The organism is Nitratidesulfovibrio sp. 1201_IL3209 (genome assembly GCF_036763125.1).
GTDB lineage: Bacteria > Desulfobacterota > Desulfovibrionia > Desulfovibrionales > Desulfovibrionaceae > Cupidesulfovibrio.
The window spans coordinates 20,780-35,790 of the sequence record NZ_JBAIYT010000040.1 but is presented as its reverse complement, the minus strand read 5'-3'; the positions used below and the strand labels follow the sequence as shown (position 1 = coordinate 35,790).

The 15,011-nt window shown below is 69.5% G+C and carries 7 protein-coding genes; 5 read left to right on the top strand and 2 right to left on the bottom strand.

All coding sequences use genetic code 11. The annotated features are described in order from the left end of the window. Positions 1–195: 195 nt before the first annotated feature. The gene (metG, locus tag V6B97_RS15185) at positions 196–2,193 is read right to left on the bottom strand and encodes a methionine--tRNA ligase (protein WP_333507355.1); all 1,998 of its coding nucleotides are present in this window, start codon (positions 2,191–2,193) and stop codon (positions 196–198) included. Between the two features lie 172 nt (positions 2,194–2,365). Next, positions 2,366–4,042, bottom strand: a complete 1,677-nt coding sequence (ricT, locus tag V6B97_RS15180; protein WP_333507354.1) for a PSP1 domain-containing protein — start codon at positions 4,040–4,042, stop codon at positions 2,366–2,368. Between the two features lie 299 nt (positions 4,043–4,341). On the opposite strand from ricT, the gene V6B97_RS15175 reads away from it, so the two are divergent. From V6B97_RS15175 to V6B97_RS15155, 5 genes are all read left to right on the top strand, one after another. Next, positions 4,342–4,899, top strand: a complete 558-nt coding sequence (locus tag V6B97_RS15175) for an HDIG domain-containing metalloprotein (RefSeq protein ID WP_333507353.1) — start codon at positions 4,342–4,344, stop codon at positions 4,897–4,899. 126 nt (positions 4,900–5,025) lie between these two features. After that, positions 5,026–6,021: a glycosyltransferase family 2 protein gene (locus tag V6B97_RS15170; protein ID WP_333507352.1), complete on the top strand. Its 996-nt coding sequence runs from the start codon at positions 5,026–5,028 to the stop codon at positions 6,019–6,021. A 402-nt stretch (positions 6,022–6,423) separates the two neighbouring features. Further along, a complete protein-coding gene (locus tag V6B97_RS15165) occupies positions 6,424–7,770 on the top strand; it encodes an ATP-dependent 6-phosphofructokinase (protein WP_333507351.1) in 1,347 nt (448 codons plus the stop codon). A 299-nt stretch (positions 7,771–8,069) separates the two neighbouring features. Continuing rightward, positions 8,070–11,417, top strand: a complete 3,348-nt coding sequence (locus tag V6B97_RS15160) for a UvrD-helicase domain-containing protein (RefSeq protein WP_333507350.1) — start codon at positions 8,070–8,072, stop codon at positions 11,415–11,417. Next, on the top strand, positions 11,414–14,683 hold the full coding sequence (locus tag V6B97_RS15155; protein ID WP_333507349.1) for a PD-(D/E)XK nuclease family protein: 3,270 nt from the start codon (positions 11,414–11,416) through the stop codon (positions 14,681–14,683). The genes V6B97_RS15160 and V6B97_RS15155 overlap by 4 nt, the downstream gene beginning before the upstream one ends. The last annotated feature ends 328 nt before the right edge of the window (positions 14,684–15,011 follow it).

Genomic DNA, 15,011 nt, shown 5'->3' with positions numbered 1-15,011 from the left:
ACTGGCTTGAACACCTATAGCGTAACCGGAAAGGTGTTTTTTGGTATAACCGATTGACTCCACCCGCATAGCGGGTGGTTTTCTGTTTCGGTCGCTTCGCTCCCTCAACTGGCTAAAGCCATAAAAAGCCGCCCGCCGACATGCATCGGCGGGCGGTTTGCGTTTCAGAATCCGGCCCGGCTCCTGAAAACCCCGTTACGACACCTTGGCCCCGTTGGCCACGGGACCGGACGCGGCCACCAGTTGCATGCCGCCATCGGTGCGCACCGCAAGGATCATCCCCTGCGATTCCAGGCCGCGCAGCTTGCGCGGGGCAAGGTTGACCACCACGGCCACCTGCCGCCCCAACAGGAAATCGGGCTCGAAGTATTCGGCCAGCCCCGCCACGATCTGGCGCGGGGCAGCTTCGCCAAGGTCCACCTCCACCCGGTACAGCTTGTCGGCGTTGGGGTGGCGCTCCACCACCAGCACCGTGCCGAAGCGGATGTCCAGCTTCTGGAAGTCGGCGAATTCGATGGTGGCGGGCACGTCACCAGCAGCAGATATGGCAGCAGGCGCGGCGGCCTGCGCGGGGGGGGCTGCCGCCTTGTCCTTCTTCTTGCCTTCCGCCCCCTTTTCCGGCTTGGCGGATTTGTCGGGCCTGGCCGCTTCCGGCTTTTCCAGTTCCACGCGGGGGAACAGGTTGGACGATGCCGCCACCGTGGTACCGGCGGCCAGCCCGCCCCAGCGGTCGGCCTCTTCCGCCAGCTTCACGGAGGCCGGGTCCAGCGTCTGGCCCAACTGACCCAGCAAGACGCCGGACGCCTCGGGCATCACCGGCCACAGGTGCACGGCCACCTTGCGCATGCATTCCAGCATCACGTACATGACGGTGCCCAGGCGTTCGGTGTCGCCCTGCTTGAACAACGCCCACGGCGCGGCGTGGTCCACGTAGCGGTTCAGGGCGCGCACCAGTTCCCACAGCGATTCCAGTGCATTGGAGAAACGCACCCGTTCGAACAGACGCACGAAGTTGCGCTGCGCCTCTTCCGCCAGCGTGCGGATGGCCTCGTCGTTCTCGGTCAGCGGGCCTTGCGCGGGCACCACGCCGCCGAAGTACTTGGCGGTCATGGACAGCACGCGGCTGAACAGGTTGCCGAGGTCGTTGGCCAGGTCCGCGTTCAGGCGGGCCACCAGCGCATCCTCGGAAAAGCTGGCGTCGCTGCCGAAGTGCATCTCCCGCAGCAGGAAGTAGCGGAAGGCGCTCAGGCCGTACTTGTCGATCATGGACAGCGGGTCCACCACGTTGCCCAGCGATTTCGACATCTTGGTGTCGCGCACCAGCCAGTAGCCGTGCACGTTCAGGTTGTTGTAGGGCTCAAGCCCCGCCGCCTTGAGCATGGTGGGCCAGAACACCGCGTGAGGCTTCAGGATGTCCTTGGCCACCAGATGCTGCACGCCGGGCCAGAAGCGGCCGAACTTCTCGCCGTCGGGCCAGCCCAGCGCGGAGATGTAGTTGATCAGCGCGTCGAACCACACGTAGCACACGTACTCGGTGTCGAACGGCAGTTCGATGCCCCAGGTCAGGCGGGACTTGGGACGCGAGATGCACAGGTCTTCCAGCGCGCCGCTGTCCAGAATGCCCAATACCTCGCTGCGGTAGCGTTCCGGACGGATGAAGTCGGGGTTGTCCAGGATGTACTGGCGCAGCCAGTCCTGATATTTGGACATGCGGAAGAAGTAGTTCTTCTCGCTGATGTATTCCGGCTTCACCTGATGCTGGGGGCACAGGCCGTTCTCCAGTTCCTTCTCGGTGTAGAACCGCTCGCACCCGTAGCAGTAGTGGCCGCCGTACTCGCCGAAGTAGATGTCGCCGCTGTCATGGACCTTCTGCAGCACGTCCTGCACGCATTTCTTGTGCACGGGGTCGGTGGTGCGGATGAACTGGTCGTACTCCACACCCAGGTGCGGCCACAAATCGCGGAACTGCGTGCTCACGCCGTCCACGAATTCCTGCGGCGAACACCCGGCCTTTTCGGCCGCCTGCACGATCTTGTCGCCGTGCTCGTCGGTGCCGGTGAGGAAGTAGGTGTCCTTGCCCAGCAGCCGGTGGAAGCGGCGCAGCGAATCGGCCACGATGGTGGTGTAGGCGTGGCCGAGGTGCGGCTTGGCGTTGACGTAGTAGATGGGTGTGGTGATGTAGAAGCGGTCCACGTGTGTCTCCCGATTCGGGCGATGCGGGCGGCGCGGGCCTGCCGCGCCGCCGTTCCGATATGATGGCCGCCCCCGGCACGCGCCGGGGGCGGAAGCTGTTGCCTGTAGGTTGCCCGGCCTGCCTCTGCGGGGCGGGCCGGACCGGAGGAACCGGGCTGGCGGATGCCGTCAGTTATTCGTTGCCGTGGCCGCCGTCATGCCCGCCGCCGGAACCGCCCTCGCCCCTTCCCCCTTCGCGGGGACCGGAGGGACGCCGCTTGCGCTTGCGCCGCCCCCGGCTGGAACGCAGGGTGGCCGGATCGGTGTTCTTCAGCGGTCCGCGCGCGCGCGGCATGGCGATGGCCGCCGGTGCGCCCGCGGCAGGGGGCGTCACGGCCGGAGCAGTGCCGGAAGGCGCTGGCCCGGAAGACATCGGCCCGGAAGAAGCTGCGACGGGCGAGGCTGCGCCTGACGTGGCTGCACCTGACGCCGGGGCATCCGCACCGGGGGCCTGCGGCGCATCGCCGCCAGCGGGACCGGCCGACATGGCGGACACGGCGGACGCCGCTGCCGCCGGGGCAGCCAATTCGCCATCCGGTGCGGGAACCGCCGGGGGCGTCGCTTCCGCCGGAGCGGCAGCTGCGCCTTCGGTTGCGCCTCCGGTCGTGCCGGACACGCCGGGCGCCGTGGTCGGCGCTTCGGGGGCGTCAGCCACCTCGGCCCGTGGCGCGGGACCGCCGGTCATGAACGTATCGAAGGTGGCGGCGAACTCGGCCTGGGCAATGCTGCCCGCCGGTGCCGCCTCGCGCGGGGCGGACTGTCCGTCGTATTGGGCGTACTGGGCGTGCGGGGCGCGGCCTTCGCGCCGGTCACCACGTTCGGGCCGGTCACCACGCTCTCCGCGTTCGGGGCGATCGCCACGCTCGGACCTGCGTCCGTCGCGCCCTTCCCGCCCGTCACGGCCTTCACGCGGGGCCTGGCCTTCCGGCCCATCGCCACGGCGTTCGTGATGTCCCTCGGGACGCCCACCACCGGGGCCGCCACCCCCCTGGTCGGGACGGCGCGGCTCCATCTGCTGCCATTCCTCCAGCGTGACCTCGACCTCTTCGTTGGTCTCGGTCAGCAGGGCCAGGCTGCCCCGGAACATGTTGGCGCGCAGCACCTTCACCGCGCCGCGCGTGGTCAGGTACTTCTTGCCGAGGCGCGGGCAGCGCCGGTGGAATTCCTCGTAGTTTTCCTGCTCGTAGCTCAGGCAGCACAGCAACCGCCCGCAGATGCCGGAAATCTTGGCCGGGTTCAGGAACAGGTTCTGTTCCTTGGCCATCTTGATGGTGACCGGGGCGAACTTGCGCAGGAAGCGGCGGCAGCAGCAGACCATGCCGCAGTTGCCCACCGCGCCGATCATCTGCGTTTCGTGGCGCACGCCGATCTGGCGCAGCTCGATGCGGGTGCGGTAGTTCTTGACCAGGTCCTTGACCAGTTCGCGGAAGTCGATGCGCGTGGGCGCGGTGAAGTAGAAGATGATCTTGCTGCGGTCGAAGAAGACTTCAACGTCCACCAGCTTCATCTCCAGGTCGCGGCCCCGGATGCACTCGTTGCAGAAGGCGCGGGCCTCTTCGCCCAGCTTCTCGTTTTCCGCCGCCTGCTCCAGGTCTTCGCCGCCCGCCACGCGCAGGATGGGCTTCAGGTCGCCCTCGGCCTCGCCGGCGTCTTCGGGCAGGTCGTCGCGCAGGGCCACCACTTCGCCGATGCCCTGGCCCTGGTCGGTTTCCACGATCGCCCTGTCGCCCACGGCAACGGGCTGGCCGCCACTGAGAAAGTAGTATATCTGTCCGTATTCACGGAATTTTATGCCGAGTATTCGTTCCATCGTGCTCGCCGGTTGCAGCCGGTTGACGCCCGTCCGGAAACATTCCGGCGGAAGGGGACGCGGGCCGATTGCGCCGCATGGCCGCGTGACGGCCATCCCCGCCTTCCTTGGCGAAATAACCTCCTCTTTTCCGCTTTTATGGGGCACGTGTCAACAAAGCCGCGCCCCGCGCGGGCCCGGCGGCGGCACCCCGGCCGGGACGGGCCCCGCGTCCGGCGGTTGCAACGCCCGTGCTCGTACCGTACAAGGTCCGGAGACCATGTGACCCGTTTCACGAAGACCGTCTTCCGGAGGCCCCCATGCTCCCCCGCGCCGAAGCCATCGAACTGCTGCGCTCGCACAACCCGGAACCCCACCTCGTCCAGCACGCCCTGGCGACCGAGGCCGTCATGCGCGGCCTGGCCGCGCGCCTGGGGCAGGACGCCGAACTGTGGGGCCTGGCCGGGCTGCTGCACGACATCGACTACCCGCTCACCAAGGACACCCCCGAACACCATGGCCTGGTGGCCGTGGACCTCATCGGCGACAGGCTGCCGCCAGAGGCCGTGCAGGCCATCGTGGCCCACAACAGCGAATGCACCGGGCGCGAGCCCACCAGCCTGTTCGACCGCGCCCTGCGCTGCGGCGAAAGCGTCACCGGCCTGGTCAGCGCCGCCGCGCTGGTGCGCCCCACCGGCATGGAGGGCATGCAGGCCTCCAGCCTGAAAAAGAAGATGAAGGACAAGGCGTTCGCCGCCAGCGTCAGCCGCGAACGAATCCGCGAGTGCGAGGCCATTGGCCTTGAGCTCGGCGAATTCCTGACCATCGCCATCGAGGCCATGACGCCGACCGCCGCCGAACTGGGCCTGATCCGGTGAGGATGATCCGGCACATGTAGTCCGCCCCGGCCAGTTCCGGACCGGACAACCGGGGGTGGCCGTACTCCCGGCTCCTCCCCACCGCCCACGGCACCCAACGCACAACAGCCCCAAAGGAACCCCCGCATGAAGCTCTCGTTCGTCATCGTCGCCGCCAACGCGGCGAAGTACATCGGCGACTGTCTTGCCTCGGTCCGCGCCGCCGCGGCCGAAATGACGGGCCTTGCCGAATCCGCCGACATCATCGTGGTGGACCGCGCCTCCACCGACGCCACCGTGCGCAACGCGCGCGACATCGCGCCAGAGGCCGTGCTGGTGGAAGCCCCGGCGGGCGCAGGCTTCGCCGCCGCCGCCAACCTGGGCATCGCCCGCGCCACCGGCGACGTGATCATCTTCGTGGACCCGGCCGCCACCCTGTGCCCCGGCGCGGCCCGCCGCCTGGCGGAACACATGGACACCACCCCCGCCTGCATGGTGGCGGGCGGCGTGGTCAACGGCCCCAAGGACGCCGTGCTGCGCGGCGCGGCCCGCCTGCCCGGCCTGATCGTGAAGCTGGCCCGCCTCAGCGGGTTGCCCGGCCGCCTGCCGCGCACCTGGTTCAACTGGCCCGCCTACGGCGAAAAGCACTTCCAGCAGCCCACCCGCGTGCAGTCCGTCTCGCTGGCCTTCGCCGCCGTGAAGACCGCCGCCCTGCGCAAGCTGGGGCCGCTGGACGAACGCTTCCATGGCGACGAGTTCACCGGATACGACCTGTGCCGCCGCATCCGCCGCGCCGTGATGTTCGACTGGAACGTGGCCGTGGTGCCGCAGGCCCGCGCCTGCGCGCAGGACGCCTTCGTCCTGCGGCCCGAGGTCGAGGACTTCGACCTGAACGGCAACGGCGTGGTGCGCGCCCGCGTGCGCGACGAAATGCTGTACGTGTGGAAGAACTACTGCGTGCTCACCTCGCTGGGCAACAGCCTGCTGGAACTGGCCGGCACCTGCGTGCGCTACGCGGTGGCCGTGCTGCCCGGCATCGGCTGCGACAAGTGCGCCCGCCATAACGCGGCCGTGCTGCGCGAAACCTCGCAGGCCATGCTGGATACCCAGTTGGGCATGCAGTACCCCACCACCCCCTGGTAGCTCCGGCGTCAGTTTCGCCAGCGCAGCCTTCCCCGCGCGGAAGGGCTGGCCAAAAGGATGAAGGCAACGGGCGGACGGCGCAGGCCGTCCGCCTTTTCCCATCCGTTCCGGGCGTGAAAGGCTGGTTGGAACATTCACGCCGCGCCCCCCCCCGCCATGCCCCCCGCCGTGTCCCATGACGCGCCCCCCGTCGTGTCCCCCGCCGTGTCCCCCACCGTGCCCCATGCCGGGCGGGCGCGCAGGCTGGCCTTATGGGCCGCGCCGTGCTATTGTATGTGGGTATATCCGAAGAAAACCACACGAAATGCCAGCCGTCCGGTTCCGGCCGACTCACCCGGTTCCCCGGCCCACCCGGTTCCGCCCACCTCACTCCAAGCCGCCAGTCCCAGGAGGACAGACCGCATGCCCTCGACCCATTTCGACAACGGCGTCCTGCAACTGGACACCACCATCCCCGTCCTGGGACCGGCCAAGATCCCCACCCCGCTCTGCTACGGCAGCTACGCCGACGAGCAGGGCATCCCCCTGTTCCTCGACCGCGAACACATCGCCGACTTGGGCGCGGAATCGGTGCCCCTGCTGTTCGAGCCCGCCGGGCCGCGCAGCCACCTGTATTTCGATTCCTCCAAGACCAAGTGCGCCATCGTCACCTGCGGCGGCCTGTGCCCCGGCATCAACGACGTGATCCGGGCCATCGTCATGGAGGCGTACCACGCCTACAACGTGCCCGCCGTCATCGGCATCCGCTACGGGCTTGAAGGGTTCATCCCCAAGTACCGCCACGAATTCATGGAACTGACCCCGGACAAGGTTTCGGACATCCACCAGTTCGGCGGCACCATCCTGGCCTCGTCGCGGGGGCCGCAGTCGCCCGAAGAGGTGGTGGACGCGCTGGAACGCATGAACGTCAGCGCCCTGTTCATGATCGGCGGCGACGGCACCATGCGAGCGGCATCGGGCATCGTGGCCGAAATCGCGCGGCGCAACCTGCGCATCTCGGTCATCGGCATCCCCAAGACCATTGACAACGACATCAACTTCATCAGCCAGTCGTTCGGCTTCGAGACCGCCGTGTACAAGGCCACGGAGGCCATCCAGTGCGCCCACGTGGAAGCCCTGGGGGCCATGAACGGCGTGGGCCTGGTCAAGCTGATGGGCCGCGAGTCGGGCTTCATCGCCGCGCACGCCACCCTTTCGCTGAAGGAGGTGAACTTCGTGCTCATCCCCGAGGTGCGCTTTGCCCTGCACGGCGAAGGGGGCCTGCTGCCCGCGCTGGAAAAGCGGCTGCGCTCGCGCGCCCACGCGGTGATCGTGGTGGCCGAGGGCGCAGGCCAGCACCTGCTGGAAGGCACCGGCGAAACCGACGCCTCGGGCAACCCCATCCTGGGCGACATCGCCACCCTGCTGCGCTCGGAAATCAAGCGCTACTGCGACGAACATTCGCTGCCCTTCGCCCTGAAGTACATCGACCCCAGCTACATCATCCGTTCCGTGCCCGCCAACGCCAACGACCGGGTGTACTGCGGCTTTCTGGGCCAGCACGCCGTGCACGCCGCCATGGCCGGGCGCACCGGCATGGTGGTCTCCAAGCTGATGGACCGCTACGTGCACCTGCCGCTGGACCTGGTGACGCGCACCAGGCGCAAGCTGAACGTGGCGTCCGACTACTGGCGGGCGGTGCTGGAGTCCACCGGGCAGGTGGATCTGGCGGGGATGGTGCCCGATTCCACCCGAGCCTGCCCCATCTAGGCGCGGCCCCCAAAGCGTCCTTTCGCCCGCTGGCGTCGTCAAACATCGCCGGCCATGTCGGTCGAATACGGTAAGAGTATACTCCCTCATGGCCGGCTTGTTTTCCTTGCCAGCGAACGAAAATCCTGCTTTGGAGACCGCGCCTCGAAAACAGTGGGATGCCGTCGCGGAAGGCTCATCTTCCTTGCCGGAGGCCCGAAATCCTGTCGTCCGGGCACGGTCAGGAAAGGCATTGAAGTGCTGTCCCCAATCAGGTAACACGCCAAAATTCCTTCATTCGTTCCGGATAGATCCACCCCATGCCCACGCCAACGCTGACGCAGATCAAGGCATCCGCAGGATCGGGGAAGACCTACACCCTGACCCGGCGGTTCCTGGCGCTGCTGGCGGGCGCGCGCGACGAGGATGGACGGGCCTGCGCGCTGGCCGTGGAGGGCGGGCACTGCTGGCCGGACATCCTGGCCGTGACCTTCACCAACAAGGCCGCGGCGGAGATGAAGGAGCGGGTCATCCGGCTGCTCAAGGAACATGCCCTGGCCGACCCGGCCCAAACCGGGAACACCGGTGACGGCGGGGCGTGGCCCCCGGCCCGCGCCGCCCGCTGGGTGGATATCATCCTGCGGCGCTACGGCGCGCTGAACATCCGCACCATCGACAGCCTGCTGACCATGCTGGTGCGTCTGGCCGCGCTGGAACTGTCCCTGCCGCCCGACTTCGAGCCGTCCTTCTCGCCCGACGAGTATTTCGAGCCGCTGTACGACCTGATTCTGGACCGCGCCCGCCGGGGCGATGTCCAGTTGCGCGACGACGTGCGCGACGCCTGCCGCCTGCTGCTGTTCCACACCGACCTCAAGGGCTTCACCGTGGGGACCGGACTGCGGATGCGTCTTTCGCAGTTGTTGCAGTTGCATCTGGCGGAAGGCGGCCTGCCCGACGTGGACACCGACGCCCTGGCCGCCAAGCTGGTGGCCATCCACGCGGACATGCGGGACGCCACCGCCGCCCTGTCGCGCATCCTGGCCGAAGAGCAGCTTGCCGCCGCCGCGAACCTGCACAAGTTTCTGGACAAGTGCGCGGAGAACGGGGCCTTTTCCCCGCTGTCCAGGTCCGCCTATCTGGACAAGGGCGGGCTGGACGACTGCCTGCTCAAGAAATCGAAGGGCGTTGCCAGCGACGACGCGCGCGCTGCCTTCGACGCCTGGCGCGACGCCTGCAACGACTTCGCCGTGCGCGGGCGGCTCATCCAGCGCGCCTTGCAGGTGGCCCCGCTGGCCGGTCTGGCCCGGGCCATGGCCGCGCACCTGCCCGACTTCCAGCGGCGCGAGGGCAAGCTGCCCCAGCCGCTCATCTCGCTGCACGCCCGCGACGTCCTGAACGGCGAATTCGGCGTGTCGGAAGCCTTCTGCCGCATGGGCACGCGCCTTGCGCACATCCTCATCGACGAATTCCAGGACACCAGCCGCGACCAGTGGGCCGCCATCGAGCCGCTGGCCGTGGAATGCCTGTCGCGCGGGGGCGGGCTGACCTGGGTGGGCGACGTGAAGCAGGCCATCTACGGCTGGCGCGGCGGCGATTCCGCCCTGTTCGACGACATCCTGGCATCCCCGGCGCTCACGGCCATCGTCCCGACGCCCGAGCGCAACACCCTGCCCCGCAACTGGCGCAGCCGCGTGGCCATCGTGCAGCACAACAACACGGTGTTCGCGCAACTGGACGATCCGCTGCGCGCGCGGGGCGTGCTCTCGGCCATGCTGGGCGACAAGACGCCCGACCACGTGCTGGACGAGGCCGCCGCGTCGGTGGCGCGGGCCTTTGCCGGGGCGGCGCAAGGAGTTCCGGACAGAACGTCCGCCCAGGGCGGGCTGGTGCGCATGGTGCCGGTGACCGGAGAGGACAACGGAGACCTGCGCGACAAGGTGCGCCAGCAATTGCGCGCGCTGTTCCTGGACGATCTGGCCGCCCGCCGCCCGTGGCGCGACGTGGCCGTGCTGGTGCGCAAGAACGACGAATCCGCGCTGGTGGCCTCGTGGCTGATGGACTGGGGCGTGCCGGTGGTCACGGAAAACAGCCTGCGCCTGGCCGACCACCCCCTGGTCACGCAGACCGTGGCCCTGCTGGCCTTCCTGGACTACCCGCCCAACGCGCTGGCCCTGTGGGAGGTGCTGACCGGCGAGGAGTTGTTCGGCGGGGTCAGCGGCCTTTCCGGCCGCGCGCTGCGCGACTGGCTGGCCGACCGCTGCGCCCGCCCCGCCGACGACCCGCGCGGCGGCAAGGGATTGCTGGCCGATTTCCGCACCGCCTTCCCGGTGGCGTGGGAAACGTGGCTGGCCCCGTTCTACGCCCGCGCCGGGCTGATGGGCCCCTACGACACGGTGCGCGAAATTTTCGAGCGCTTCCGGGTGGCCCGGCGCCACCCGGAGGACATCGGCTACGTGCGCCGGTTCCTGGAGGTGGTGCACAACGCGGAATCGCGCGGGCTCACCTCGCTGGCGACCTTTCTGGAATTCTGGGCCGAGAGCGGCGGCGAGGAAAAGGTGCCCATGCCCGAGGCCATGGACGCCGTGCGGGTGATGACCATGCACAAGTCCAAGGGGCTGGAATTCCCGGTGGTGGTGATCCCCTTCCACCACCAGCCCGACCGCGCCGACCCGCCGCTGGTGGTGGCGGAACTGGACGGCCAGCCGCTGCTGGCCCCGCTGTGCCCGGAAATGGGCGACCGCTACCACCGCGCGCAGGCGGCGGCCGCCGCCGAAAAGCTGCACCTGCTCTACGTGGGCTGGACGCGCCCGGTGGACGAACTGCATGCCTACGTCACCTCCACCCCGTTCGCGGAAAAAAACTCGTCGCTGCTGGCCGGGGTGCGCGCCCTGCTGACCGGATGCGGCATCGATACGGAGCAGGAGTACGTCACCGGCACAGCGCCCCCGGCGCGGGAGACAGGTACGCAGGGGGAAGCGGAAGCGCAGGCCGTGCCGCCCGATGTTCCGGACGCATCGCCAGCCCCCTCACCAGACCAGGCACCGGACCAGTCGCCGGACCAGTCGCCAGACCAGTCACCGGACGCCGCCCCGTGGCGGCCCATGCAGTGGCTGCCGCGCCTGAAGATTTTCCGCAACCAGCTGGAGGAATTCACCTTCACCGAACGGCGGCGCGGCATGCTGGTGCACGCCTGCCTGGAACAACTGCGCCTTACCGGCAACCCGCAGCAGGACGCCGCACGCGCCGTAGCCCACGGCATGCGCGCCTTCCCCCTGCCGGTACCGGAACCGGACGCCACGGCCCGCGAACTCACCGCCATGCTGACATGGCTGGCGGCGCTGCCCCAGGCCGCACACTGGTTCACCCACGGCGTGCCGGAGCAATCCATCATGGATGCGCAGGGCAGCATCCACCGCACCGACCTCATGGTGGACGACGAGGAAACCTGCACCGTGGTGGAATGGAAGACCGGCCGCCCCTCGGACGACCACGTGGCCCAGGTGCGCCGCTACCTCGGCCTGTTGGCCGAGGCCACCGGACGCGGCCCGTCCGGGATGCATGGCGGGGGGGTGCGCGGCGTGCTGGTGTACCTTGACGGGCGCACGGTGCAGCCCGTGGAACTGCCCGCCGCCCGGCCCGACACGACATCCCGAGGACACCGCCCGTGACCGGTCCAGACGACATTCTCATGCCCGGCGCGCCGTCCGCCGCCCGGTCCAGACGCGGGGCCACCCGCCGCGTTGCCCCACGTGCCGCATCCCGCGCCCCGCACGGCATCTCCGGACCGCGCCCGTTCCTGATCTTTCCGTGGGACACGGACTTCCTGGCCGGGCTCACCGCCACGCTCGTCGAGGCCACCGGCGGCCGCCCCGGCGACGCCGTGTTCGTCTTTCCGCACGGCCGCCCCGGCCGCTATCTGGTGGACCGCATCCGCCGCGCCCCGGACATCGCCCGCCCCTGCCTGCTGCCCCGCGTATTCACGGTGCGCCAGATGTTCGCCCTGCTGCGCGCCCATGCGGAAGACCCGGCCGCGCGCCCGGCCCGGCCCGTCCCCCTGCTGGACCGGGTGGGCCTGCTCATGGAGTGCGTGCGCGGTCTGGCCCGCCCCGGCGACGAACTGTACGAACCCCTCGCCGCCACGGACCAGCGCAGGTTCTTTCCGTGGGGCGTGCGCCTTGCCGCGCTGATGGAGGAATTCTTCGTCCAGAACCGCGTGCCGGAAGACTACCAGTACCTGGAAGGCCAGGTGGCCCCCTTTGCCGCAGCCCTGCTGGGCGCGCTGGGCCGCATCCACGAGGCGTACGCGGCGGCGCTGACAGAGCGCGGCTGGACCACGCCGGGGTTCGACGCCTTCCGCTCGGTGCGCCTGCTGCCCGGCCCCGGTGAAACGGGCCGCGCCACCGAACGCCCCGACGGCTTCACCCTGCCCCCGCTGCTGGCGGGCAAGCGGCTGTTCGTGGCCGGGTTCTCCACCCTCACCGGCACGGAAGAAGCGCTGTTCCTGCACCTGTGGCGGCACGAAGGGGCCACGGTGTGCCTGCACACCGACGCGGCCGTGGCCGGCCTGGGCGCGCGCCCGGTGCACTGGACCTGCGAGGACCACGTGCGCTGGCTGACCTCGTGGCGGGCCGGGGCCGCGCTGGCCTGCCCGCCTTCCGGGCACACCCCGTCGATCGTTTTTCATGAAGGTTACGACCTGCATTCGCAATTGCTGGTCATGGAAAATGTGCTCCGCTCCGGTGCCGCCCCCTCCGATAATTCAAAGGAATCGAATCTAACCCCAGCAATCGAAAGCGACGATGCCTTCCCGTCCCCGGAAGCTGACGAACTGGCGGGCACGGCCGTGGTGCTGCCGGACACCGGCCTGCTCATGCCCGTACTGCACCACCTGCCGGACAAGGACGTGAACATCTCCATGGGCTATCCCCTGGTGCGTTCCACGCTGGTGCGGCTGGTGGAAACCCTGATGCGCCTGCAGGAAACCGCCCGGCCCGCCACCTCGCTGGCCGGGCAGCAGGACAAGCAGGACGGGCCGGACGAGGGCATGGGAGGCACCGCCCGCGCCGCCGCGCCGCCCACCCTGTGCTACCACTGGCGCACGGTCATCGAGTGCATCCGCCACCCGTACCTGAAGATGCTGGAACTGGACGGCGAACGTCCCCTGCGCGACCTGTTCCACCTCATGGAAAACGTGGTGCGCGGCGGGGCCAGCTTCGTGGACCCGCGCGCGCTGGCCCGCCAGGTGGCCCAGGCGGCCCCCGGCGGCGAGCACGGCCCGGCAGCCGCCCTGCTGTACCGCGTGCTGGACCTGTGCCTGGCCCGCTGGGAAACGGCGGACACCCCGGCCCGCGTGGCCGATGCCGTGGGCGCGCTGTGCGACCTGCTGCTGGCCCACGGCGGCACCCTGTGGGAGCGCTTTCCCATCGACGCGGAATGCCTGTTCCGGCTCATGCAGCGGGTCATCCCCGCCCTGCGCGACTGCGAACTGGCGGACACGCCCTTCCCGCGCGAGGTGTTGCACACCATCCTGCGCGAAACCCTGCGCGAAGAGCGCGTGCCCTTCGAAGCCACGCCCCTGGCCGGGTTGCAGGTGCTGGGCATGCTGGAAACGCGCCTGCTGCGCTTCCGCCGGGTCATCGTGCTGGACGCCACCGAGGACCGCCTGCCCGGCGCGCCGGGGCACGACCCGCTGCTGCCCGACAGCCTGCGCGCCATGGCCGGGCTGCCCGATTCCCGCCGCCGCGAGCGGGTGGCCGCGCACAACTTCCACCGCCTGCTGGCCGGGGCCGAAGAAGCCGTGCTGTGCTACCAGACCGGCGTGGACCGCAGCGGCCTGCTGGACGAAAAGAAGATCCGCAGCCGCTTCGTGGAAGAACTGCTGTGGCGCGAGGAACGCGCGCGCGGCGGCCTGCTCTCCCCCGGCCAGCCGCCACTGTACGCCGCCACGTGCACGGTGCGTCCGTTCCGGTCCGCGCCGCGCCCCATGGAACGCACCCCGGCCATCGACGCGGCCTTGGGACGGCTGCTGGACGCGCCCGTCTCCCCCTCCACCCTCGACGCCTGGCTGACCTGCCCGGTGCGTTTCTTTCACGAACGGCTGGCCGGGCTGGCCCCGCCGGACGAGGTCAACGAGGGCGACGACCCGCTGGCCGTGGGCGACCTGCTGCACAAGGTGCTGCTGGACTTCCACCTGCCCCACAAGGGGCGCGAGGTCCGCCGCGACGAGCTTTCCGCCGATCACCTGGCACGGCTGTTCCTGCAACGGCTGGCCGCCTCCGACCTGTCCGGCCTGTCTGGCCGCCTACCGCCCGACGCCCTGCTGATGCTGGAGGTGGCCGGGCCGGAACGCCTTGGCCGCTACCTGTCCCGCCAGCCGGAACGGTTCACGGTGCTGGAACTGGAAGAGCCGGTGGAAGCCAGCATAGAGGTGCCGGGCAGCGCGGGCCGCCGCGTGCGCCGCCTGCACGGCCGGGTGGACCGGGTGGACCTGCGCGGGTTCGAGGACGGCGAAGGCGCGGTGATCCTGGACTACAAGACCGGCAAGGTGGAGTGGAAGCCTGCCGCGTGGTCCGACGACGCGCTGTGGGAACGCATCGAGGTCTGGACCCCCGACCGCGACCCCGGCCTGCTGGCCGACGTGGCCGACGCCCTGCACGGCGTGCAGTTGCCCGCCTACGTCCACATGTACGGGCAGCACTCCGGCTGCGACGTGCACGACGCCGCCTGGGTCATCCTGCGCGATGCCGGGCAGGAACTGCCCCTGTTCGGCGAGGGCACCGACGACGAAACCCGCGATGCGGCCATCACCGCCCGCATCCCCGCCCTGCTCGCCTTCCTGCTGCGGCACATGGCCGAAGCGCCGTTGCTGCTGCCGCGCGACGGCAAACATTGCGACTGGTGCTCTTGCACGAAACTGTGTAAAATGCGTGGCTGAGGGAACGGGCCGCATCGGCCCTTCCGTGCCGCCAAGCGCGGCGTCCGCCCGGCCACGGCCCGGCGGCGCATGCGCCCGCGCAGTGGGGACTGCGCGGGAGAAACCGCACCGCCGCCACCGTACCGCACGACGCCACCCGGCGCTTCGCTGCCCGAAAGCCTCCGATGCAGCCCCGGAGACGGTGCGATTCCGGCATCATGCCGCATCGCGCGTCTTCCGCGCGCCGCCCGCGCATGGCGGCACACCGGAGCGCCCACGGCCATGCCAGGCATGCGCGCGGGCCCGGTTCATTCCGCGTGCCTTCACCGGCACGCACGCACCGCACCGG